Source organism: Citrobacter sp. wls711, from assembly GCF_005281055.1.
GTDB lineage: Bacteria > Pseudomonadota > Gammaproteobacteria > Enterobacterales > Enterobacteriaceae > Citrobacter > Citrobacter gillenii.
The window spans coordinates 72,243-95,670 of the sequence record NZ_SZXC01000053.1 but is presented as its reverse complement, the minus strand read 5'-3'; the positions used below and the strand labels follow the sequence as shown (position 1 = coordinate 95,670).

The following is a 23,428-nucleotide window of genomic DNA, read 5'->3' as shown; positions in this document are numbered from 1 at the left end:
GTCAACTCCAGTTCTTTTATTTATCTGGAAATAAATTCTCCCGGACAAACTACCACTAAAAATGTGGCTTTATATTTTTTAGCGCTGTGAATAACCAATTAACAGTTCGTGAATGATGCCCGCTTAAGATAATAAAAATTGCGCCAAGGCAGGGTTTAATATGTCCAGGGGAATTACACTGCGATTCACACCCTCACGGATATCCTGAACATGCTGAACACCTATCCCCTGGCGAAAGACCTGCAGGTGCTGGTTGAAATTGTGCATAGCGGCAGCTTTAGCGCGGCGGCAGCGACCCTTGGGCAGACGCCAGCGTTTGTGACAAAACGCATTCAGATTCTGGAGGCTACGCTAGGGGCCACGCTGCTTAACCGCTCCGCACGCGGCGTGGTGTTAACGGAAAGCGGTCAGCGGTGCTATGAACATGCGCAGGAGATCCTCGCCCGCTATCAGCATCTGGTGGATGACGTCACGCAAATCAAAACGCGTCCGGAAGGGATGATCCGTATTGGTTGTAGCTTTGGGTTTGGGCGCAGTTATATCGCCCCAGCGATTACCGAATTGATGCATAGCTATCCTGAATTACAGGTGCATTTTGAACTGTACGATCGGCAAATTGATTTAGCGCAGGATAATATCGATCTGGATATTCGTATTAATGATGAAATTCCCGATTATTATATTGCACATTTGTTAACGAAAAATAAAAGAATATTGTGTGCTGCACCGACATATTTACGCGAATACGGGGATCCAAAGACGTTACAGGAATTAAGTCGCCATGATTGCCTGGTTACCAAAGAGCGCGATATGACGCACGGGGTTTGGGAGCTTGATAACGGCCACGAGAAAAAATCGGTCAAGGTGGCGGGGCATCTTTCTTCTAACAGCGGCGAGATTGTGTTGCAGTGGGCGTTACAGGGAAAAGGGATCATGCTGCGTTCTGAGTGGGACGTACAGCCGTTTCTGCTCAGCGGTGAACTGGTTCGCGTGCTGCCAGAATATGCGCAGAGCGCCAATATCTGGGCGGTGTATCAGGAGCCATTGTATCGCAGCGTAAAGCTACGGGTGTGCGTAGAGTTTCTGGCAACGTGGTGCCAGCAGCGGTTGGGTAAGCCGGTTGACGGGTATCAGATCCTGTAAGCCGGATAAGACACCGTCGCGTCATTATCCGGCAATATCGTCACTCGGGATCTTTTTCGCGCTTTTTCTTCAGCTTGGTCCAGATCTTCGGCTCCTGTCGACGCCACAGACGTTGGATGTTGTCATGATGGCGCAGCAGAATTAAGCACGACAGCATGGATACCGGGAAGGTGAACTGGGGTTTGAACCACCAGACATAGAATGGGGCTATCAGGGCGCTGACGATGGCCCCTAATGAGGAATAACCGCTCAGCAAGATAGTTAGTAACCAGGTGCCCGCCATGACGCCAGTTAAATCCCAGCCAATCGGCGCAATGGCGCCAAAGGCGGTGGCGACGCCTTTCCCACCTTTAAAACCGAAGAACACCGGCCAGATGTGTCCCAGGCAGGCGGCGATAGCAATCAAGCCCAACCAGAAAGGACTAACGCCTAGCGCGTATGCACCCCACACGGGTAACATACCCTTCAGGACGTCAAAAATCAGCACGGCGACGGCGGCTCCTTTGCCACCAATTCGCAATACGTTTGTCGCGCCCGGATTTCCAGAACCGCTGTCACGTGGGTCCGGCAATCCAGCGAGGCGGCATACCAGAATAGCACTGGAAATTGAGCCGCAGAGGTACGCGAAGATAATCATTCCAGGCGCGATTGCACTCATAAGCTGTTCCGTTTTGAAAATGTCGTGTAAAACACTACTTCCGTGGATAATACGCATATTTCGCCGGAAGTGGTATCCGGGTTAGCCAAAAAGCAGGCAGGTCGTGATGGATATTGTATTTATAGAGCAACTTTCGGTAATCACCACTATTGGTGTTTATGACTGGGAACAGACTATCGAACAAAAACTGGTGTTCGATATCGAAATGGCATGGGATAACCGCAAATCAGCGAAAAGCGACGATGTTGCCGATTGCCTGAGCTATGCTGATATCGCACAAACGGTGGTCAGCCATGTGGAAGGCGGACGTTTTGCGCTGGTTGAACGCGTGGCTGAAGAGGTGGCAGACCTCCTGCTTAGCCGTTTTAATTCCCCATGGGTACGCATCAAGCTCAGCAAGCCGGGGGCGGTGGCGAGAGCGGCAAACGTCGGCGTTATCATTGAGCGTGGCAATAATCTGAAAGAAAGTAATTAAATTAATAATATCTAAACCTAACAGGTATAAAAGAGTCCTAACGTTGGCTCTTTTTTGCCGTGGTTTTCTATCTAGGGGTTAATTGATGAGTGATATGCACTCGCTGCTGGTGGCGGCAATTTTGGGTGTGGTCGAGGGATTGACGGAGTTTTTGCCTGTATCCAGCACCGGCCATATGATTATTGTTGGCCACCTGCTGGGGTTTGAAGGCGCTACCGCAAAGACATTTGAAGTGGTTATTCAACTGGGTTCTATTTTGGCTGTTGTGGTGATGTTCTGGCGCCGCTTGTTTGGCCTGATTGGCATTCACTTTGGTAAAGCCCCGCATGAAGGAACCGGCAAGGGACGACTAACGCTGGGGCATATCCTGTTAGGGATGATCCCGGCCGTGGTACTGGGACTGATTTTCCACGATACCATCAAATCATTGTTTAACCCGATCAACGTGATGTATGCGCTGGTAGTGGGGGGCGTGCTGCTGATAGCCGCAGAATGCCTGAAGCCGAAAGAGCCGCGCGCGCCGGGTCTGGATGATATGACTTATCGCCAGGCGTTTATGATTGGCTGCTTCCAGTGCCTGGCACTGTGGCCGGGATTTTCCCGCTCCGGAGCGACCATTTCAGGCGGTATGCTGATGGGCGTGAGCCGCTATGCTGCATCGGAATTCTCATTCCTGCTGGCGGTACCAATGATGATGGGTGCCACGGCGTTAGATCTCTACAAAAGCTGGTCGTTCCTGAGCGCGTCAGACATTCCAATGTTTGCTGTGGGCTTCGTGACGGCATTTGTAGTGGCGCTGGTGGCGATCAAAACCTTCCTGCAGCTGATTAAACGTATCTCGTTTATTCCATTTGCGATTTATCGTTTTGTGGTCGCCGCCGCTGTTTACGTGGTGTTCTTCTAACTTTTGTGTGCCCGGTGGCGCTTATGCTTACCGGGCCTACGGAACGAGATGTTGACCCCGTAGGCCAGATAAGCGCAGCGCATCCGGCAACATACTGCCTACGCTTTTGGGCAACGCTGTTCCTTCCAACTGGCCACCGCCGCAATGCGACGTCGTGTCAGCTCCTCGCGAATGTCCGGCCCTTTGAATCCTGCCTCAACGACCTCTTTCGTCGGCACAGTCTGTGCGACTTGCCAGGCCTCCCGCAGCAGCCTACCTTGCGGGTAATCTGCTGCTTCAAAACCGGTGCGACCCCGGACGTCGGCCTCACTGGTCAGGGCAATTTGTTCCACACGTTGCGGTTTACGCCAGGCATCGATGGAATCAAACAACTTCACGATAGTTTTCGGCTGCAGGATCGGGAACGTATGAATGAGATCGTGGAATTCCGCCACCAGTTTGGCTAAATCGCGGATGTCATTGGGCACCCGCAGACGCTGACATAACTGCTCTACCAGTTTGACGCCCGCCGGGCCGTGACCATGATGACGTGGCCACAGCGCTTTTGGCGTCAGAGCCTTGCCAAGATCGTGGCACAGCGTGGCAAAACGTATATCTACGTTTGGGCTCAACATGGCCGCCATCGACAGCGTCATCAGCGTGTGAATACCGGTGTCGATTTCCGGATGCCATTGAGCCGGCGCCGGGACGCCAAACAGAGCGTCTATTTCCGGGAACAGAACGCGCAGTGCGCCGCAGTCGCGCAGGACCTGGAAAAAGACCTGTGGATTACGGGTAGTTAACGCATTTTCCGTTTCTTTCCAGACTCGTTCCGGCGTCAAATGTGCCAGTTCTCCGGCAGCGGTCATCTCGCGCATTAAGGCCAGGGTTTCATCGGCGATACGGAAGCTGAGGTGTGCATAACGCGCGGCAAAGCGCGCCACGCGCAGTACGCGCAGCGGATCTTCGCTAAAAGCAGGGGAAACATGGCGCAGTAGACGATTTTCCAGATCGCGACGCCCGTGATACGGGTCGATAATCTCGCCGTCATCATCGCGGGCCAGCGCGTTGATCGTCAGGTCGCGGCGCTGGAGATCGGCTTCCAGCGTTACGTCTGCTGCGGCATAGCAGGTAAATCCGGTGTAGCCTGAACCTGATTTTCGTTCGGTTCGCGCCAGCGCATATTCTTCGCGTGTTTGCGGATGGAGAAAAACAGGAAAATCGCGGCCTACCTGCTGGTAGCCCGCGTCGAGCATCTCTTGCGGCGTGGCGCCGACGACAACCCAATCTTTATCTTTAACCGGTAGCCCTAATAACGCATCCCGAACAGCTCCACCGACCAGATAAATCTTCACGCCACTTTCCTTTTGAAAAAAATCATCCCTTAATCATATGTCAGTGTGGCGGAGAAGGCGATTCAGTTCATCCAGCGATCTTTGCGTTTACGGGTTGGGATCATGTGTGGCAGAACCAGACCGAGCAACAGACCCAGTCCCAGTACGCCGCCGCCATACATAAACCACTGCATGATGATGGTGCGCTGCTTATCATCAAGCTGCAAATTCGCGGCACTGACCTTTTTCTGCGCCACAATCAGCTCGTTTTTTAGCTTCTGGTTTTCTTCTTTCAACCCATTGATCACACTGTCGCTTTGCGCCACTTTTTGCTGCATATCGGCGGTACGCTGGTTCCAGGTGGTATCAATATTATTGAGCTTATCGGTCAGTGTTTTTACCTGGTTTTCCAGGTCCGGAACGCGGGTACGCAGGCTTGGCGTGCTGTTCAGCTCTTTCAGCGGGATCCAAGCCGTGCGTCCGGTACTGTCTTTTACCTGGGCGTAGTTGGTGCTGGCATCAGTCTGTAACAGAATGACTTCCTCGCCGGCGTTAACCGTACCCACGAGGCGATAATTATCTCCCGGACCGCTGCGGACCCAGGTGTTCAGTTCATCAGAGACATAGCGCTTTTCTTCTGCATGGGTGACGGCAGTGGCGCTAAGTGCGAGTAAAGTTAATCCAATCAGGCGTAATTTTGGCATCAGGCTGTCGTTATTGTCATAGAAAGTGGAACGATAGTAGTGGCATCAGTGTCTCTACGCAAAGCATTCAACATCAATCGGAATCATCTGTGTCCCTTTTGTCACCACTCGAAACTTTTACGCCCGTCAAATTGCTCGTTGCATGGCAATTTGGCGCAAAATACTATCTACTGACAATCAAGAACGCACTTAGTTCGCAGTCTGTTTTCTCAACTGTGACATAACCCATAAGTACAAGATCATGACCCAGGAAATCGAATTAAAATTTATCGTCAATAATGATGCTGTTGATGCATTGTGCGAACGTCTGAATACGCTGGGGGGAGAGCATCATGCGCCCAGCCAGTTGCTGAATATCTACTATGAAACGCCGGATGGGTGGTTGCGTAGCCATGATATGGGGCTGCGTATTCGCGGTGAGAACGGTCGTTATGAAATGACCCTGAAAATTGCCGGACGGGTGACGGGGGGGTTGCATCAGCGACCAGAGTATAATGTTGCGTTGAGCGAGCCAGAACTCGATCTTGCGCTGCTTCCCGCCGAAGTTTGGCCAAATGGCGAACTGCCAGCCGATCTCGCCTCTCAGCTACAACCGCTGTTCAGCACTGATTTTAACCGTGAGAAATGGCTGCTTGAGGTTGACGGTAGCCAGATTGAAATCGCCCTCGATCTCGGTGAAGTGAAAGCTGGAGAGTTCGCTGAACCTATCTGTGAGCTCGAACTGGAGCTGCTAAGCGGTGATACCCGTGCGGTACTGAAGCTGGCACATCAGCTGGTTGCCCATGAGGGGTTACGCCAGGGCAGCCTGAGTAAGGCGGCACGGGGTTATCATCTTGCGCAGGGGAATGCCCCACGCGAGCTGAAGCCGACGAGTATTCTGCACGTTCCGGCGAAGGCCAGCATTGAGCAGGGGCTTGAAGCCGCGCTGGAACTGGCATTGTCGCAATGGCAGTTCCATGAGGAGTTATGGGTTCGCGGCGTAAAAGGCGCCAAATCGGAAGTATTGGCGGCGATGGGGCTGGTACGCCACATCCTGATGCTGTTTGGCGGGAATGTTCCACGTAAAGCGAGCGCTCACTTACGTGATTTGCTGACCCAGTCGGAAGCGATTATTGCTGCTGAAACTTCTGCGGTATCTGCGGTTTACAACCCGCAAACGGCAATGGCAAAACTGGCACTCACCGAGTGGTTGGTGACTAAAGGGTGGCAACCGTTCCTCGATGCGAAAGCGCAGGTCAAAATCGTCGACTCCTTCAAGCGTTTCTCTGATACCCATCTTTCACGTCATGCGGCTGAACTGAAAACGGTGTTTGGTCAGCCATTGGGCGATCAATATGCCGACCAAATCCCGCGCCTGACGCGAAACATTGACAGTATTCTGATGCTGGCAGGCTATTACGATGAGAAGGTAGCATCGGAATGGATTGCGACCTGGCAGGGTTTACGTCATGCCATCATGACGCGCCAACATATTGAAATTGAACATTATCGTAATGAAGCGATCTCTGAGGAGCCGTTCTGGCTGCACAGCGGTAAACGATAATCAGGACCGAGATCAGGATGCCTTTATCAGGCCTACGCGATGGGCGTAAATGTCTTGTAGGCCGGATAAGGCGAAACGCCACTATCCGGCATCATTTAAAGGATAACCCGTAAATGCAGCAGCTCTCTTCACCGTTACAACAGTACTGGCCGACCGTTGTTGATCGGCTGCCAGCAGCAATACCTGAAGCGTCACTCAGCCTGCAGGCGAAGTCAGTGCTCACATTCAGTGATTTTGTTCGCGACAGCGTGATCGCCCATCCCGAGTGGCTGGCAGAGCTGGAAAGCGCGCCGCCGCTGGCGGATGAATGGCAGCACTATGACGTCTGGTTGCAGCAAGCATTAGCTGACGTCGGTGATGAAGCGGCGCTGATGCGTGAGCTGCGCCTGTTTCGCCGTCGCATCATGGTGCGAATTGCCTGGGCGCAGACGCTGTCGCGGGTGACGGAAGAGAGCATTTTGCAGCAGTTAAGCCATCTGGCTGAAACGCTGATTATCGCTGCACGAGACTGGCTGTATGACGCCTGCTGTCGTGAGTGGGGAACGCCGTGCAACCCTGACGGTGTCCCGCAGCCGCTGCTGATTTTAGGGATGGGAAAACTGGGCGGCGGCGAGCTTAACTTTTCCTCCGACATCGACCTGATTTTTGCCTGGCCAGAACACGGATCGACGCAGGGTGGACGGCGTGAGCTGGATAACGCGCAGTTCTTTACGCGTATGGGCCAACGGCTGATCAAAGTGTTGGATCAGCCGACAATGGATGGGTTTGTCTATCGGGTGGATATGCGTTTACGCCCGTTTGGTGACAGCGGTCCGCTGGTGCTGAGCTTCTCGGCGCTGGAGGATTATTACCAGGAGCAAGGGCGTGACTGGGAACGCTACGCGATGGTTAAGGCGCGGATTATGGGGGATGCTGACGGTACTTACGTCGCTGAACTGCGCGCCATGCTGCGGCCTTTTGTTTTTCGTCGTTATATCGATTTCAGCGTGATCCAGTCGCTGCGTAACATGAAAGGGATGATTGCCCGTGAAGTCCGCCGCCGTGGTCTGAAAGACAATATCAAGCTGGGGGCGGGCGGTATTCGTGAAATCGAATTTATCGTTCAGGTCTTCCAACTGATTCGCGGCGGGCGTGAGCCATCGCTACAATCCCGCGCGCTATTACCTACGCTCAGCGCCATCAACGCGCTGCATCTACTGTCTGATACCGATGCGGAGCATTTACGAAGTGCCTATCTCTTTTTACGTCGTCTGGAAAACCTGCTGCAGAGCATCAACGATGAACAGACCCAGACGCTGCCGGGCGATGAGCTAAATCGCGCGCGTCTGGCATGGGCCATGGGTGCAGATGACTGGTCGCAGTTGACGGCTGTCCTGAACGTTCACATGGGCAACGTGCGTCGGGTGTTCAATGAGTTAATCGGTGATGATGAAACGGAAACCCAGGAAGAGTCGTTGTCGGAACAGTGGCGCGAACTGTGGCAGGATGCTTTGCAGGAAGATGACACCACGCCAGTGCTGGCGCATCTTGCGGAAGACGATCAGCGCCGCGTGCTGACCCTGATCGCCGATTTCCGTAAAGAGCTGGATAAGCGCACCATCGGCCCACGCGGACGCCAGGTGCTGGATCATTTGATGCCGCACTTGCTGAGCGATGTTTGCTCCCGCGCTGATGCCTCGGTGCCGCTGTCGCGTATTACTCCGCTGCTGGTGGGCATTGTCACCCGTACGACCTATCTGGAGCTGTTGAGTGAATTCCCTGGCGCGCTGAAGCACCTGATTTCGCTGTGCGCCGCCTCGCCGATGGTCGCCAGCCAGTTGGCGCGCTATCCGCTGCTGCTGGACGAGTTGCTGGATCCGAACACCCTGTATCAGCCCACCGCAACCGATGCCTACCGTGATGAGCTACGTCAGTATCTGCTGCGTGTGCCGGAGGATGACGAAGAACAGCAACTGGAAGCGTTGCGTCAGTTCAAGCAAACTCAACTGCTGCGTATTGCGGCGGCCGATATCGCCGGGACGCTGCCAGTGATGAAGGTGAGCGACCACTTAACATGGCTGGCCGAAGCCATTATCGATGCCGTGGTTCAGCAGGCGTGGACGCAAATGGTCGCCCGCTACGGGCAGCCAACGCACCTTGGCGATCGCGAGGGCCGCGGTTTCGCCGTTGTCGGTTACGGCAAGCTGGGCGGTTGGGAGCTGGGCTACAGCTCCGATCTTGATTTGATCTTCCTGCACGATTGTCCGATGGACGTGATGACTGACGGCGTGCGTGAAATTGACGGGCGGCAGTTCTATCTGCGTCTGTCACAGCGCATCATGCACCTTTTCAGTACCCGCACGTCTTCCGGCATTTTGTATGAGGTGGATGCGCGGCTGCGCCCGTCCGGTGCCGCAGGCATGCTGGTGACATCAACCGAGGCTTTCGCCGATTACCAGCGCAACGAAGCCTGGACATGGGAGCATCAGGCGCTGGTGCGTGCTCGCGTGGTGTATGGCGACCCGCAGCTGACCTCTCAGTTTGACGCGGTGCGTCGCGATATCATGACGCTCGCTCGTGACGGAAAAACGTTGCAGACCGACGTGCGTGAAATGCGCGAGAAAATGCGTGCTCATTTGGGTAATAAGCATCGCGATCGCTTTGATATCAAAGCAGATGAAGGCGGGATCACCGACATTGAGTTTATTACTCAATATCTGGTGCTGCGCTATGCCCATGAAAAACCGAAACTGACACGCTGGTCAGATAACGTGCGCATTCTGGAATTACTGGCACAAAACGACATTATGGAAGAGCAAGAAGCCCTGGCGCTGACCCGCGCCTATACCACGCTGCGTGATGAACTTCATCATCTTGCTTTGCAGGAACTTCCGGGCCATGTGGCGCCGGAGTGCTTCAGCGCTGAGCGCGCACTGGTGCGTGACAGCTGGCAGAAGTGGCTGGTTGCCGAGTGAAGTGTGCTATTATAGCGCGCAAATTTTAAGACCCTCAGAGAATCTCTCAGGAGACAGGAATGAAAGTAACGCTGCCAGAGTTTGAACGTGCAGGAGTCATGGTTGTCGGTGATGTGATGCTGGATCGCTACTGGTATGGGCCTACCAGCCGTATTTCACCAGAGGCCCCGGTCCCGGTAGTCAAAGTGGATACCATTGAAGAACGTCCTGGCGGCGCGGCAAACGTGGCGATGAACATTGCCTCTCTGGGCGCTAATTCTCGTCTGGTGGGGTTGACCGGCATTGACGATGCGGCGCGTGCGCTGAGTAAGACGCTGGCGGACGTAAACGTGAAATGTGACTTCGTTTCGGTGCCGACACACCCGACGATCACCAAACTGCGCGTACTCTCCCGCAACCAGCAGTTGATCCGTCTGGACTTTGAGGAAGGCTTCGAAGGTGTAGATCCACAGCCGCTGCACGATCGTATTAACCAGGCGCTGGGTTCTATCGGTGCCCTGGTACTTTCTGACTACGCCAAAGGCGCACTGGCCAGCGTGCAGCAGATGATTGCGCTGGCACGAAAGGCTGGCGTACCGGTGCTTATCGATCCGAAAGGCACTGATTTTGAACGCTATCGCGGTGCGACGCTGCTGACACCAAATCTGTCCGAGTTTGAAGCGGTGGCCGGTAAGTGTAAAAGCGAGGAAGAACTGGTTGAACGTGGCATGAAGGTGATTGCGGATTTCGATCTTTCCGCGCTGTTGATCACCCGTTCCGAGCAGGGCATGACGCTGCTGCAGCCGGGCAAAGCACCGCTGCACATGCCGACCCAGGCGCAGGAAGTGTATGACGTGACTGGTGCCGGCGATACGGTTATTGGCGTGCTGGCGGCAACGCTGGCGGCGGGTAACTCACTGGAAGAAGCGTGTTATTTTGCTAACGCCGCGGCGGGCGTGGTAGTGGGTAAGCTGGGGACGTCCACCGTTTCGCCTATCGAACTGGAAAACGCCGTGCGTGGTCGCGCGGATACCGGTTTTGGTGTGATGACGGAAGCCGAGCTGAAACAAGCCGTGGCCAGCGCGCGCAAGCGCGGTGAGAAAGTGGTCATGACCAATGGCGTTTTCGACATCCTGCACGCGGGCCATGTCTCTTATCTGGCGAATGCGCGCCAGCTGGGCGATCGTCTGATCGTGGCAGTAAACAGCGACGCTTCTACCAAACGCCTGAAAGGCGAAACGCGTCCGGTCAACCCGCTCGAGCAGCGGATGATCGTACTGGGTGCGCTGGAATCCGTCGACTGGGTGGTCTCTTTTGAAGAGGATACCCCACAGCGACTGATCGCAGGTGTTCTGCCGGATCTGCTGGTAAAAGGTGGTGACTACAAGCCGGAACAAATTGCGGGTAGCGAAGAGGTATGGGCGAACGGCGGTGAAGTGCTGGTGCTGAACTTCGAAGACGGCTGCTCAACGACCAATATCATCAAAAAGATCCAGAAAGATAGCGATAAATAACGAATGCTGGAAACGGGTCGTACTTTTTGTTTCGGCGCGCTTCCCGCTGTTGACGCTGCTGTTTTTTCGACCTAAAGTACTGGAATAAGGGTGAGAGGGGATTTCTCCCCCCTCTGATTGACTGTTAGAAAGCGTGGAAACTTATCAGTAACAGCACAACCAGTATGATGACTCGTTTCATCATAACCCTTTCCTTATTAAAGCCCCTTCTTCGAGAGGGGCTTTCTCGTTGCAGCCCCTTGCTAACAAGGCGATTGTTAGTGAGCGACCTGACACGGGCAAGGGCTTTCTCCTGCTGATTTCTTATTGCTGGAGCGTCCACGCAAAACGCTGCTTCAGAATAAAAAATCCCCGGCTTTACGGGCCAGGGATGGGGGGAAACATGGCAAACGTTGTTATTCTTCTTTTACCGCAGCCTCATGGTTAATATCGACTCCTGCCGTTGCGTTTAACGGCGTGGTCAGGGCGTGAAGCGAACCGCCGGACAAACCAATCTCATTTAACAGTGAATCAATCAGCGGTGCCTGGGTACGATAGGCAAGGGCAGCGGATAACGCCTGCTCTGCCAGATTCCCGCCGCTTATGCTGCCGGTCGCGACTTCACCGACTGCGCCACCGCGATTCAAACCATCAACCTGAATGATTTTAATCCCGTCGATAGACTTCATTGGTTCCACGGATTTTTCAATAACCGCTGGCAGGGACTGCAACAGTGCCAGTTTAAACTTCAGGCTGGTTTGCTCGTCAGAAAGCACGTTGATAGCATCGTTCAGCGCGCGCTGGGCTTCGGCTTCCGCCAGGCCTTTTTTACGCGTGGCTTCGGCCAGCTCAACAATCGCCGCCGCCTGCAGTTCGGCTGCTTCTTTCTCCGCTTTCGCGCGCACGGTCAGCTCAACCGCCTGGGTTTCTGCATCCTGTGCGGCGGCGATCAGCGCAACCTGTTTCGCACGATCGGCTTCTGCGGTCTGACGGGTGGTTTCTACGTTCTGCTGGGCGCGAACGGCTTCCGCCAGCGCGTCGTTAGCGCGCGCTTCAGCCTGAGACTGCTGTTCGGACTTGGCGGCAATGGCGATAGATTTGGTCTGATTCGCAATCTCTGTGACCTGCTGTTGTTCGATCTCTTTAATGCGTACTTCACGTTCGGCCTCGACTTTTCTCGAACGAACGGCCTGCTCACGCTCGATTTCTGTTTCCTGAATCTGGCGTTCGGCAAAAATGCGCGTCTGTTCAGCTTCGCGGTGACGTTCGGCCTCAAACGCGGCGATTTTCGCGTTTTGCTCGGCGGTGCGGGTTTTCACCTGCTGCTCCTGCTCAAGCGTCATAAAGGCTTCCTGCTGTTCGATTTCCAGCTTACGTGACAGTGCATCACGATTTTTCTCGCGCACGGCAACCTCAACGTCTTGTTCAACCTCGTTACGTTCGCGACGACGGCGTTCGGTTTCCTGCGTCAGCTTCGTCAGACCTTCGGCATCGAAGGCGTTATTTGGGTTGAAATGGACTTTTTCCGTCTGGTTAAAGTTGGTTAACGAGACGCTTTCCAGCTCCAGACCGTTTTTTGACAGGTCTTCCGCAACGGTATTCTGCACGCCTTGAACGAAGTTTTCACGGGTGTCCTGGAGCTCATGCATGGTCATTTGCGATGCGGTTGCGCGCAGGGCATCGACAAATTTATCTTCGATCAGCGCACGTAAATCTTCCGGTGACAGGGTGCGCTGCCCCAGCGTCTGGGCGGCGGTAGCAATACCTTCAACGGAGGGTTTTACTCTGACAAAGAACGCGACGACGACGTCAACGCGCATACGGTCTTTGGTGATCAGGCTGTCGACGGTGGAACGGCTAACCTCAAGCTTGAGGGTATTCATGTTGATCGGAATGATTTCGTGGAAGATGGGCATCACGATCGCACCGCCGCTCATCACCACTTTCTGTCCGCCAAGTCCGGTACGCACAAAGGCTTGTTCAGCAGAGGCGCGACGGTAGAGGCGAGCAAAGATAATACCGATAATTAATAAGACGACCACCGCCACAATGGCGGTAAACATCCATGAAGGTAGCATGCCAAAAACATCATCCATTCTGTTATTCCCTTAAAGTAAAACTACAAAACATTCGGCCAGGGGTTTAGCTCAGCTAAATAACGCGTGGCGGAGAGTCGGCAGATAATCAGTACCTTGTCTCCCTTTTTAATTTCTTTCCCGGGCTCAGGTTCCAGCAACAAATAGTGGGTCTGGCCAAACTTATCGGTAAATTTGCCTTCACAGGGCATTCCGGCAACGGCGCAGTGCCCGGTGACGATGGCCATGTTGCCGATAAAATCATCCTCCGCGAGGGCGGTAGTTTCGTCGCGGGGCATCCAGGGGGCAATGACCTTCCCGCTGTAATGCACGGCGAAAACCGAAAGCAGTAAACATATCGGGGCCAGCAACAGGTTACTGAACGGTGTTTGCCATAGCGTGACCCAGCCATGCTGGATGAGTATGCCGAAGAGCCCGAAGAAGCCGGCGAGTAAGCAAAGCACGATAAGTGAGGGAATGCGTCCGATGTTCAGATAGTGCAGCGCTTGCCCAATATTGCCGGAGGTCAGGGAATCGTAGTGATCGAGATGTGCATCCAGCGCGCCTGAAAGAAAATGGCCAAAAATAAGCGAGATAATTTCCAGTAGGCCAATAAGTAGAACAAATGAAATAGCAAACAGGTAGGGGCTGTTATATTCCGCAAATAAAATCAAGTCTCGTCCTCCTGTAACCGCGTTCCCTGATATACCCGTCATTCTTCAAGTTATTTTGGGCATAGTGTCGTAAGTGATGGTTTCACCTCTTACTTTTACATAACGTTACAATAGCATGGACGCCCTTGATCCTTAAATCCGAAAAAGGACTCTTCCCCCTCTCAGATTTCGTAGGAAAGTGTGAAGCATAGCTCTCAATTTGCGCACATTATGTACAGAACAACTTCGCGTATAGGGAAATACTGGAATCAGAAAAAGCATATGGCCTTAACAGATATTCAATAACTGGAGGGTATGCTCATGAACAGCAATATGTATTCACTGAACAATTTCGATTTCCTGGCCCGGAGTTTTGCCAGGATGCAGGCTGAGGGCCACCCTGTTGATATCCAGGCCGTAACTGGCAACATGGATGAGGAGCACCGCAGTTGGTTTTGCAAACGCTACGCGCTGTATTGCCAGCAGGCAACTGAGGCGAAAAAATTAGAGCTGGAACACTAACAGATAAACGGGCCTTGCGGCCCGTTGTCGTTTTTACGCTTGCGGATCGACGGGCGGGATAGCAGGCGCAGGCTTCACTTCAGCCGGTTTCTCGCGCGCTTCCAGCTCGGTCAGGCGTTGCTCAAGCAGCGCGAGCTTTTCGCGGGTGCGCAGCAAAACCTGGGTTTGTACATCAAACTCTTCGCGGCTTACCAGATCCAGGCGCGTCAGCTGCGACTGCAGCGTTTGGCGAATCTTTTTCTCGACGTCTTCCCCAAACTCGCGGATCCCTTTCGGCATCGACTCGTGGACCTGACGAGCAATCTGCTCAATTTTTTTCGGGTCAATCATGGTGGTTTCCCTGAACTGGTACGTGTTGCTGCCTATTGTAGTGCGAACTGGCAGCGGCATAAACCAGAATTGTGTGAAGTGAAGTCAAGCAAAGGCGTTGATGAAGGTAATCAATAGCGTTATAGTTAACTCGCTTATTCTCAGGGCGGGGCGAAATTCCCCACCGGCGGTAAATCAACTGATGTTGAAAGCCCGCGAGCGCTTTTCGTTAACGCGAAAAGGTCAGCAGATCCGGTGTAATTCCGGGGCCGACGGTTAGAGTCCGGATGGGAGAGAGTAACGATCCAGTCGGGCATGGACCCGCTCACGTTATTTTTTTGCCGCTTAGACGGTACTCCTAAGACTGCCCTGATTCTGGTAACCATAATTTTAGTGAGGTTTTTTTACCATGAATCAGACGCTACTTTCCTCTTTTGGTACGCCTTTCGAACGTGTTGAACATGCGCTGTCTGCGCTGCGTGAAGGACGCGGTGTGATGGTGCTTGACGACGAAGATCGTGAAAACGAAGGCGATATGGTTTTCCCGGCAGAAACCATGACCGTTGAACAGATGGCACTTACCATCCGTCACGGTAGCGGTATTGTTTGCCTGTGCATCACTGAAGATCGACGCAAGCAGCTCGATCTGCCAATGATGGTGGAAAATAACACCAGCGCTTACGGCACGGGCTTTACCGTGACCATTGAGGCCGCTGAAGGCGTAACTACCGGTGTTTCTGCTGCTGACCGTGTTACCACGGTTCGCGCGGCAGTTAAAGACGGCGCTAAACCTTCCGATCTGAACCGTCCGGGACACGTTTTCCCGCTGCGTGCTCAGGCTGGCGGCGTGTTGACCCGCGGTGGTCATACTGAAGCAACCATCGATCTGATGACGCTGGCAGGTTTTAAACCGGCTGGTGTACTGTGTGAGCTGACCAATGATGATGGCACCATGGCGCGTGCGCCAGCGTGCATCGAATTTGCAGGCAAGCATAATATGGCTGTGGTCACGATTGAAGATTTAGTCGCTTACCGTCAGGCGCACGAACGTAAAGCCAGCTGATAGCACACGCTTTACCACGCCAGTTGGGGTGGCAATAAAAAACCGAAGTCAGTTTTCTGGCTTCGGTTTTTTGTTATTACGGCCTGGCTATTTTGCTCTGACCCGTTTCAGTGCCCAGGCTCCGCTCATCACCAGTAGCAGCACTAAACACAAACCGAAAGCGAGCAAGCAAGCCTGGGCCATATTCATAAATTGCCACGGTGGCAGCAGATACCAACCTTCAGACTGCTGATAGAGATCGACAAACCACTTCTGCATGCTGCTGAGCACCACGCCATCAGGAACGATGGGGGCGTCATAGCCGCAGTCACCGGTGGGCTTAAACCATTCTGGTGCCCAGTTTGCCAGCGGCAAATTGAACGGGAAGGTGGGGTCAGTCGAACACCCCTGCACGCCAAAAAGTGAATCCGGATCCGGGTTGTGTACCGCATGATGAATGCCATTAAGTTTGAGCGAGAACTTAATACCCATAATGCAGCCGTAAAATGCTGCAATACAGCCAATGAGCTTCAGAACGACATTTTTCGGGTTGATTGCCGCAATCAGCCCACCTGCCACCATCACAAACATGGCAAAGCGAATGTAGACACACTGCTCACAGGGGGCCATGTAGAGATAGATCTGGAAGAAAGAGTGCGCCAGAATAATCAGCCCGCCCATCGCAGCTGCCATCAACAGCCACAGAAAGCGCTGTTCCTGCCATCTCACCAGCGTCTCTACCGGGGCGGTACGTAAATCTCGCCACAATCCCTTTATGAAAGCCATAAGTATATCCCTGTTTATTTCGTTGCCAGTTCCCTGATGAGCGCCGCCATAGAATCAATGGATTTAATGCTCTTGGTGTAGATCAGGTATTTACCGTTGACGACGTAAGCCGGAACGCCCTGGATTTTGGCGACGTCATAGGCGGCTTTCCATTTTTCCAGCGTTTCCTGAACGGCAGGATCTTTCAGCGCAGTTTCAAAGTCAGCCTGGCTCATGCCTGCGGCATCGAGGCCCGTTTTGATAAATGAGGCTGGATCTTTCCCGTCTGACCAGCGTTCTTTCTTGTCGTGGTAGGCCGTGTAATAGGCAAATTTGGCTTTCTTAAACTGCGAATTGGCATCGAACAAGGAAATGCCCGCTGCTTTATCTTTGGCAATCAGCACGGCAAAGACTTCGCTGGCTTGTTTTCCGTATTCGCCTTTGGTTTCCAGATGGAACGGCGTGAAGGTGACGAGATCGGCGACCTTGTCTGATACCGGACCGGTAACGGCTTTGTCGTACTTGTAACAGAACGGGCAGGCATAACTAAACACTTTGATCAGTGTTTCATCGGCATTGGGAATCGGTTTCTCCAGGACCATATAATCGGTGCCTTCGGTAAACGCTGAGGCCGCAAAAGGGACCGCAAGAGCGGCGGTTAACAGCATGCTTTTAAATAATGAGGTAATCCATTTAGCTGACATAGTTAATCCTTAATGCACCGTGATTATTTGAACATCTGTTGTGGACGAACGGGTAATGCCCGGTAATGGGTTTGATTGGGCTTATCGGAAAGGACATCAATTTCAACTTTGACTTCTTTTGTTTTGTAGTCAATTTCATTGATTTTGCCGATGGTCGGTTGTCCAACATCAAATAAATTAATTGAGCCACCGAAGCCAAACATGGTGTCACGGTCTTTTTGATATTCAATAACTGATGTAATCGGGCTATAGAAATCGTAACCACGTTCTTTGCCGTATTCCCAAATTTGCTGGACGGTTCCTTTTTTCTCGTCAATTTTATATTCGACGAAACGGGAGTATTTCATGGTCGGCAACGCCGGTTGTTCCAGTCCGCGGCCATCGCCGTTGTCAAAAATAGTTAATGTGCCTTTGCTGGAAAGCCACGCCGTATGCTGAGTGTAGGTGAAGTCAAAATCGGTATTTTCGCACTTGCCGTTTTCATCGCACTGTAGCGCATTGCCTTTTGCATCTACCGGTTTTAGCAACTTGCTCGCCAGCTGTTTATTCCAGCCTTTAGACGGCGCAAGGATCCATTTCACCTGCTTATCACGACCAATTTTGACGACGCCCTGGTGGCGAGAGGAAAGAATAATGGAATCATCTTTGGCATCATAGGCGATAGAGTTAACGTGTGCCCAGTTGCGGCCAGCGCCCACGCCCAGTGCATCACCATAAGGCGTATCTGGCTCCAACTTAGCCTGTTGACCTGCGTGTGCAAGGTCCACGTTTACGCATACCGCGCCTGCATCCAATGCACCGAGCAGCGAGTCACGCAGCGGGTCAAGAATTTTTGTCAGGTCCCAGACATCAATCACACGGCCAGATTTGTCGACTTCAATAATCTGGTCACGGATAGTTTGCACATGTATACCGTCTTCTTTACGGTAGTCGCGCTTACCGACGCGCAGCAGGACGGTGTCGTTGACCGTTTCAATCGACTCATGCGACGCATCGAGGAATCCGCGCGGTAGTTTATGGTCTGCCAGGATCTGGCCCATTAGATCGAATTCATACCAGTGCTGGCCCTGCACGGCGGTAAAGGTGCCGCGCGGTGTTTCGCGTATGCCCATCAGATAGCCGCGTTTGTTGATGTCCATGTCATGGCCATCATAGAATGTGTCCTGATCCAGCCACCAGCGGTATTCACCTTGCGTGTCGACGACAAAGGTGAAGGGCGCGATGTCAAAAGGTAACGCGCCGCCCGCCGGACCGGCATCAAGAATGCCCGCATTTTTGTCTTTTTCGCCATGCCAGTGGAACTCAGCCCCCTGTGCGGTGAAGGTATGAGTATTTACCATATACAGGCGGTCTTCGAAGCCAGGGGCGACCTTAATGACTTTGGTTTGCTGCAGATCGGAAATAGAGCGGTTATCGATGTAGTGATTCACGATGGCAGAGGTTTGCACCACATAATCATCCTTCATCGGCTTGCCATTTTCTTTAAACTCGACGGTAACCTTATTAGCAAATTTTTGATAAAGACCAAAAATAGGTACGCCGTCATAAGTAGCTAACGATTCTTTGCCAACGGTATAGGTAACAGGAACCCCTTTTTCGTCTTTGCCATGAACGGTAACTTTAACATCTGAAATAACGTGACTATCTAATTCAACCAGTGCGGTAAGTGGTGCATTTCCATAAGGGTCAACAATTATTGCGCCTAACTTTCCTGCAGGTTGTGCTGGTTGAAATCCCGCTGCAAAAGAATTCACGGTGGTCAACCCGCTTGTCAGAGCGATAGCACCCACGAGGAATGTTTTACGGTATTGTTTAAACATGGATATATCTCCTTATATTACTTATAAGCATAATCAATATGAACGGACTATGTTTTTTCGTGAATAATAATTAAATGATATCGTTTTAGGAGGTGTTAAAATCAAACCTATTTATTGTCTTTAAATATATAAATTATCAATAATCTATATTATTAATGCTTTTTAATAGTAGGGTTGGGATAATTGCAGAACAATAATTATTGTTCTGGAGTGTGATCCTTTCGACATTGTTTTATTTTGAATACACGTTTTTCAATTAGCTCCATCCGTTGGTTTATATGATCGAAATCATCTATTTGTTTCTGTAATGTGCCACTATAGTGGTAGGTTGAAATAAGGATATGTGAATTTTTAACGTTAAATGTTTAATGATGTTAAATTTTAAGGGTAAAAGAATGTTTATTGCCTGGTATTGGATGGTATTAATTGCACTCGTTGCTATTGGTTATTATTGTCATATGAAGCGTTATTGCCGCGCGTTTCGACAAGACCGAGATGCGTTGCTTGAGGCGCGTAACAAACTCTTTCGCCGTACGAGCGAAGAGGCTGGCACGGTCAGGGAGCATGAATAATCCCTGTCGCTTTGCTGTTGTAGAGGCGGATGGCCTGCAGGGCAGGACAGCATCCGCCGTCTGTATTATCCGATGCCCATTGATTGCAGGATGACAAGGCTGAGTCCCATCACCGACATTCCGCAGAGTACACCATAGCTGGGGTTATTATTCGGGTCGATTTCTTTTGCCAGCGGCATCAGTTCATCGACGGACAGTGCGACCATAATTCCGGCAACAGCCGCCATAATTGCCGCCATGACCACCGGTGAAATTAAACTCCCCAGAATTAACCACGCCAGTACGCCGCCGAGTATTTCCGCCATACCGGAGATCCCGGCCCAAAATATCGCGGTACGTTTCGAACCGGTTGCAGCGTACACGGGTCCGGCAACGGCCAAACCTTCAGGAATATTATGCAATGCCACGGCGAGGGCGATACCAAAACCCAGCTCGAGGTTGCTGCTGGCAGTAACAAACGTCGCGACCCCTTCCGGGAAATTGTGCAGACTAATGCCAAGCGTGAGCAAAATGGCGGTGCGTTTAATAGAACCGGGTAAAGGTTGTGTTGTTTTTTGCACGAGATCCTGAGGATGGGCGTGCGGCAGCAAACGATCCAGACCAAAATAGCCCAGTAAGCCTACGATAAACATCCCGTAGCCAAGTACGGGTGACATTCCTTTTGCAGCCAGTGCGGCGGGTAGCATCTCCATCAGGGAAATAAGCAGCATAATGCCCGCGGCAAAACCCAGAGAAAAGGCGAGCACGCGGTTTGAGGGCTTTTGTCCCAGCACGCCAAGAAAGGCGCCAATAAAGGTGGCGGCACCCGCCAGTAAAGTCAGAAGTAAAGGTACTGACATCGACAAATCCAACTCCTTATCCATCTGCTGTCCGGGCCAGACCGTCAAAATAACTGATGATCTTCATCATGGTTATCTGAGTTCTTCATCAACCGAAAAAGCGTATTGTGATGATATCAAAATAACTCCCTCAGTAAGGATATCATCATGTCTTCAACTCGTATGCCAGCATTGTTTTTGGGGCACGGCAGCCCGATGAATGTTCTGGAAGATAACGTTTATACCCGTGCCTGGCAGCAACTGGGGGAAACGTTGCCGCGTCCGAAAGCCATAGTCGTGGTTTCGGCGCACTGGTTTACCCGTGGCACTGGCGTAACTGCCATGGAAGCACCGAAAACGATTCATGATTTTGGCGGTTTTCCGCAGGCTCTGTATGACACACATTATCCGGCGCCGGGCTCGCCAGAACTGGCGCAGCATCTGGTGGATTTGCTGTCTCCCGTCCCTGTCGCCTTAGACAAAGAAGCCTGGGGTTTTGACCACGGGTCGTGGGGCGTGTTGATCAAGATGTACCCGAATGCCGACATCCCGATGGTGCAATTAAGCATTGATAGCACGAAGCCGGCCGCCTGGCATTTTGAAATGGGTCGTAAGCTGGCGGCGCTGCGCGACGAAGGTATTATGCTGGTCGCCAGTGGTAACGTGGTGCATAACCTGCGCACGGCACGCTGGCACGGTGAAAATACGCCATACCCGTGGGCGTCCTCATTCAACGATTATGTGAAGGCCAACCTGACATGGCAGGGACCGGTTGAACAACATCCGCTGGTCAACTATCTGGATCATGAAGGCGGATCGTTGTCGAATCCAACGGCGGATCACTATCTGCCGCTGCTTTACGTATTAGGCGCGTGGGATGGAAAAGAACCCGTGACAATTCCTGTGGACGGCATTGAGATGGGCAGTCTGAGTATGCTTTCGGTGCAGGTTGGATGATTAATGCCCGATGGCGCTGCGCTTATCGGGCCTACAGTTCGTGTCGTAGGCCGGGTAAGGCGGAGCCGCCGCCCGGCACTTTCATTCATTCGACAAAAATATGCGGATAGAAGCGGGAAAGATCTTGAGTGATCAGCGCTCTGTCTTCGCGAATGCCAATCCCGGCTGGCTGATCGTTAATCAGCCAACTGCCGATCAGCACGTAGCTATCGCCAAACTTCGGTAGCTGATGGAACTGCTGTACGATCATACCTTCTTCACCGTACGGGCCTTCCACCGATTCGATCGTTTTACCGTTCTCAACGATCGACACGTTAGCGCCTTCACGCGAGAAGATCGGTTTCACGACGAATTTTTCCATCTGTGGATAGTCGTCTTCGGCGAAATACGCAGGCAGCAGGTTCGGATGGTTCGGGAACATGTCCCACAGCAGTGGTAACAGTGCTTTGTTGGAGATGATGCTCTTCCAGGCCGGTTCCAGCCAGCGAACGCCGGCATCTTCCAGCTTGGTAGAGAACATCTCGCGCAGCATAAATTCCCACGGATAGAGCTTAAACAGGTTGGCAATCACCTGATCTTCTAAGTCCGTGAACTGACCTTTCTCACCGAGGCCGATATCTTCGACATAGAGGAATTCGGTGGCGATTTCCGCTTCGGCCGCGCAATCCTGCAAATACTGGATGGTCCCGCGATCTTCGACGGTGTCACGACAGCAGGTCAGGTGCAGTAGCTGAAAACCATACTGTTCGCGCAGCGCGGTGAAGCGTTCAATCAGCTTTTCCTGCAGGCTGTTGAACTGATCGCTGCCTTCCGGCAGGTTCCCGGCATTAAGCTGATCCTCTAACCATATCCACTGGAAGAATGCAGCTTCGTACAGCGAGGTTGGCGTATCGGCGTTGTTTTCCAGCAGCTTGGGTTCACCGATGCCATCCCATGCCAGATCGAGGCGGGAATAGAGCGACGGCTGCTGAGTCAGCCATGACTGGCGGACAAATCCCCAGGTGTGTTTGGGAATACGAAACTTGGTCATCAGCTCGTCGCTGGCGATGACCTTTTCAACCACCTTAAGGCACATTTGGTGCAGTTCAGCGGTGACGTCTTCCAGCTTTTCGACCTGTGCAAGCGTGAGCTTGTAGTAGGCGTCTTCACACCAGTACGGTTCGCCGTACATGGTGTGAAAGTTAAAACCGTATTCGGTGGCTTTTTCGCGCCAGTCCGGGCGCTCAACAATACTGACTCTTTCCATGTGGATCAGCCGCCCATTGAACGCGTGGTGGTACCGCTGGCGCTACGTTGCATGGTGCTTTGTTTGGCGACAGATTCACCAAAGCCGCCGCGCGTGACGGTTGATGTGGTTGCCGGTTTCGGCGCCATGGCGGTTTTCGGTACGGTCATGCTACGGCCCGGCGTTGCTGCGCCGTAGTTTTTGCCGCCTGCATCGGTATATTTGCCGTAGGCCGGGCTGGCCGGATTTTTCGAGCTGAACAGCGGCTGCTGAGCGCCCATACCGCCGCCCATCATGCGGCCCATCATGTAGCCTGCCATCAGCGGCATCCAGAAGCTGCCGCTGCTTTGATTCTGTGCCTGAGCCTGGCCTTCACCCGTTGGTGCCATACCGGCCTGTGCAGGTGCCTGCTGGCACTGACCTTCGCCGAATTCAGCGATACAGTCTTCGCGGGTGGCGTACTTCGGCGCCGTGCGCTCAGCTTCTTTCAGCGCGTTGTTGAATGCGGTTGTACATTCAGCGCTTTTACCCGGATTCGCCGTCGAGCAGTCGTCCGCATTTTGGTAAAGCGATACTGTTTCGTCGCTCTGCTCACAGCCCGCCAGCATAATAACGGCGGTAACAGCCAGGGCAACAGGTGTCAGGTGGCGTGCGCTCCAGCTTTTGCGGAACGACGCGTGATGTATAGATTTTGTCCGTTTCATTTATGTCTTCCAGGACCCAGTGGTAAATACTGCTCAGAATAGAGGATGACTGGTCGAAATTGAAGCGGGAAGAGGCGAGAATGCGGAAGAAGGGGC

23 protein-coding genes and 1 riboswitch are annotated in these 23,428 nt (G+C 52.6%); of the genes, 10 read left to right on the top strand and 13 right to left on the bottom strand.

The features are described from left to right. Positions 1-210 precede the first annotated feature (210 nt). Entirely contained in the window at positions 211-1,143 is a 933-nt protein-coding gene (locus tag FDW98_RS16800; RefSeq protein WP_096755622.1) for a LysR family transcriptional regulator, read from the top strand. 40 nt (positions 1,144-1,183) lie between these two features. Here FDW98_RS16800 and plsY read toward each other — a convergent pair whose 3' ends face one another. Beyond that, entirely contained in the window at positions 1,184-1,801 is a 618-nt protein-coding gene (gene plsY / locus FDW98_RS16795; protein WP_096759329.1) for a glycerol-3-phosphate 1-O-acyltransferase PlsY, read from the bottom strand. A gap of 106 nt (positions 1,802-1,907) precedes the next feature. On the opposite strand from plsY, the gene folB reads away from it, so the two are divergent. Together folB and bacA are read left to right on the top strand one after the other, a co-directional pair. After that, positions 1,908-2,276, top strand: a complete 369-nt coding sequence (gene folB / locus FDW98_RS16790) for a bifunctional dihydroneopterin aldolase/7,8-dihydroneopterin epimerase (RefSeq protein ID WP_096755623.1) — start codon at positions 1,908-1,910, stop codon at positions 2,274-2,276. 85 nt (positions 2,277-2,361) lie between these two features. Further along, positions 2,362-3,180, top strand: coding sequence for an undecaprenyl-diphosphate phosphatase (bacA, locus tag FDW98_RS16785; protein ID WP_096755624.1), 819 nt, complete (start codon positions 2,362-2,364; stop codon positions 3,178-3,180). A gap of 98 nt (positions 3,181-3,278) precedes the next feature. Here bacA and FDW98_RS16780 read toward each other — a convergent pair whose 3' ends face one another. Beyond that, positions 3,279-4,514, bottom strand: coding sequence for a multifunctional CCA addition/repair protein (locus tag FDW98_RS16780; protein WP_096755625.1), 1,236 nt, complete (start codon positions 4,512-4,514; stop codon positions 3,279-3,281). Positions 4,515-4,576: 62 nt separating this feature from the next. After that, positions 4,577-5,197: a TIGR04211 family SH3 domain-containing protein gene (locus FDW98_RS16775; RefSeq protein ID WP_096755626.1), complete on the bottom strand. Its 621-nt coding sequence runs from the start codon at positions 5,195-5,197 to the stop codon at positions 4,577-4,579. Positions 5,198-5,438: 241 nt separating this feature from the next. On the opposite strand from FDW98_RS16775, the gene FDW98_RS16770 reads away from it, so the two are divergent. The 3 genes from FDW98_RS16770 to hldE all read left to right on the top strand — a co-directional run bounded on the left by FDW98_RS16770 (position 5,439) and on the right by hldE (position 11,187). Beyond that, entirely contained in the window at positions 5,439-6,740 is a 1,302-nt protein-coding gene (locus FDW98_RS16770; RefSeq protein ID WP_096755627.1) for an inorganic triphosphatase, read from the top strand. A 113-nt stretch (positions 6,741-6,853) separates the two neighbouring features. Then, a complete protein-coding gene (gene glnE / locus FDW98_RS16765; RefSeq protein ID WP_096755628.1) occupies positions 6,854-9,694 on the top strand; it encodes a bifunctional [glutamate--ammonia ligase]-adenylyl-L-tyrosine phosphorylase/[glutamate--ammonia-ligase] adenylyltransferase in 2,841 nt (946 codons plus the stop codon). 59 nt (positions 9,695-9,753) lie between these two features. Then, on the top strand, positions 9,754-11,187 hold the full coding sequence (hldE, locus tag FDW98_RS16760; RefSeq protein WP_096755629.1) for a bifunctional D-glycero-beta-D-manno-heptose-7-phosphate kinase/D-glycero-beta-D-manno-heptose 1-phosphate adenylyltransferase HldE: 1,434 nt from the start codon (positions 9,754-9,756) through the stop codon (positions 11,185-11,187). 124 nt (positions 11,188-11,311) lie between these two features. Here the strand turns inward: hldE and FDW98_RS23850 are convergent, their stop codons facing one another. The 3 genes from FDW98_RS23850 to FDW98_RS16745 all read right to left on the bottom strand — a co-directional run bounded on the left by FDW98_RS23850 (position 11,312) and on the right by FDW98_RS16745 (position 13,915). After that, positions 11,312-11,371 (bottom strand): type I toxin-antitoxin system Ibs family toxin, encoded by a 60-nt coding sequence (locus tag FDW98_RS23850; protein ID WP_226794648.1) that lies wholly within the window; start codon positions 11,369-11,371, stop codon positions 11,312-11,314. Between the two features lie 211 nt (positions 11,372-11,582). After that, positions 11,583-13,262 carry a flotillin family protein gene (locus FDW98_RS16750; RefSeq protein WP_096755631.1) on the bottom strand — a complete coding sequence of 560 codons (1,680 nt, stop codon included), beginning with the start codon at positions 13,260-13,262 and terminating at the stop codon, positions 11,583-11,585. A gap of 23 nt (positions 13,263-13,285) precedes the next feature. Further along, the gene (locus FDW98_RS16745; protein ID WP_096755632.1) at positions 13,286-13,915 is read right to left on the bottom strand and encodes an OB-fold-containig protein; all 630 of its coding nucleotides are present in this window, start codon (positions 13,913-13,915) and stop codon (positions 13,286-13,288) included. A 294-nt stretch (positions 13,916-14,209) separates the two neighbouring features. Here FDW98_RS16745 and glgS point away from each other — a divergent pair, with 294 nt between their 5' ends. Beyond that, positions 14,210-14,416: a cell surface composition regulator GlgS gene (gene glgS, locus FDW98_RS16740; RefSeq protein WP_096755633.1), complete on the top strand. Its 207-nt coding sequence runs from the start codon at positions 14,210-14,212 to the stop codon at positions 14,414-14,416. A 33-nt stretch (positions 14,417-14,449) separates the two neighbouring features. Here the strand turns inward: glgS and ubiK are convergent, their stop codons facing one another. Beyond that, the gene (ubiK, locus tag FDW98_RS16735; protein WP_135953046.1) at positions 14,450-14,746 is read right to left on the bottom strand and encodes a ubiquinone biosynthesis accessory factor UbiK; all 297 of its coding nucleotides are present in this window, start codon (positions 14,744-14,746) and stop codon (positions 14,450-14,452) included. Between the two features lie 132 nt (positions 14,747-14,878). After that, positions 14,879-15,028, top strand: a riboswitch (FMN riboswitch). 106 nt (positions 15,029-15,134) lie between these two features. Here ubiK and ribB point away from each other — a divergent pair. Then, positions 15,135-15,788 carry a 3,4-dihydroxy-2-butanone-4-phosphate synthase gene (gene ribB / locus FDW98_RS16730; protein WP_096755635.1) on the top strand — a complete coding sequence of 218 codons (654 nt, stop codon included), beginning with the start codon at positions 15,135-15,137 and terminating at the stop codon, positions 15,786-15,788. Between the two features lie 87 nt (positions 15,789-15,875). Here ribB and dsbI read toward each other — a convergent pair whose 3' ends face one another. Genes dsbI through FDW98_RS16715 form a run of 3 tightly spaced genes read right to left on the bottom strand, consistent with a single transcriptional unit; the run spans position 15,876 to position 19,056 of the window. Continuing rightward, positions 15,876-16,553 carry a protein-disulfide oxidoreductase DsbI gene (gene dsbI, locus FDW98_RS16725; protein WP_096755636.1) on the bottom strand — a complete coding sequence of 226 codons (678 nt, stop codon included), beginning with the start codon at positions 16,551-16,553 and terminating at the stop codon, positions 15,876-15,878. Positions 16,554-16,567: 14 nt separating this feature from the next. Further along, positions 16,568-17,236 (bottom strand): thiol:disulfide interchange protein DsbA/DsbL, encoded by a 669-nt coding sequence (locus tag FDW98_RS16720; protein ID WP_096755637.1) that lies wholly within the window; start codon positions 17,234-17,236, stop codon positions 16,568-16,570. A 23-nt stretch (positions 17,237-17,259) separates the two neighbouring features. Further along, positions 17,260-19,056, bottom strand: a complete 1,797-nt coding sequence (locus FDW98_RS16715; RefSeq protein WP_096755638.1) for an aryl-sulfate sulfotransferase — start codon at positions 19,054-19,056, stop codon at positions 17,260-17,262. Positions 19,057-19,451: 395 nt separating this feature from the next. Here FDW98_RS16715 and FDW98_RS23450 point away from each other — a divergent pair, with 395 nt between their 5' ends. After that, positions 19,452-19,628 carry a hypothetical protein gene (locus FDW98_RS23450; protein WP_096759330.1) on the top strand — a complete coding sequence of 59 codons (177 nt, stop codon included), beginning with the start codon at positions 19,452-19,454 and terminating at the stop codon, positions 19,626-19,628. Between the two features lie 65 nt (positions 19,629-19,693). Here the strand turns inward: FDW98_RS23450 and zupT are convergent, their stop codons facing one another. Beyond that, positions 19,694-20,467, bottom strand: a complete 774-nt coding sequence (gene zupT, locus FDW98_RS16710) for a zinc transporter ZupT (protein WP_096755639.1) — start codon at positions 20,465-20,467, stop codon at positions 19,694-19,696. Between the two features lie 147 nt (positions 20,468-20,614). Here zupT and ygiD point away from each other — a divergent pair, with 147 nt between their 5' ends. Continuing rightward, complete coding sequence (ygiD, locus tag FDW98_RS16705) at positions 20,615-21,403, top strand: 4,5-DOPA dioxygenase extradiol (RefSeq protein ID WP_096755640.1); 789 nt, start codon at positions 20,615-20,617, stop codon at positions 21,401-21,403. A gap of 85 nt (positions 21,404-21,488) precedes the next feature. Here ygiD and FDW98_RS16700 read toward each other — a convergent pair whose 3' ends face one another. Next, the gene (locus FDW98_RS16700) at positions 21,489-22,649 is read right to left on the bottom strand and encodes a glutathionylspermidine synthase family protein (RefSeq protein ID WP_096755641.1); all 1,161 of its coding nucleotides are present in this window, start codon (positions 22,647-22,649) and stop codon (positions 21,489-21,491) included. Positions 22,650-22,654: 5 nt separating this feature from the next. Next, positions 22,655-23,332 (bottom strand): DUF1190 family protein, encoded by a 678-nt coding sequence (locus FDW98_RS16695; RefSeq protein WP_096755642.1) that lies wholly within the window; start codon positions 23,330-23,332, stop codon positions 22,655-22,657. Positions 23,333-23,428: the final 96 nt, after the last annotated feature.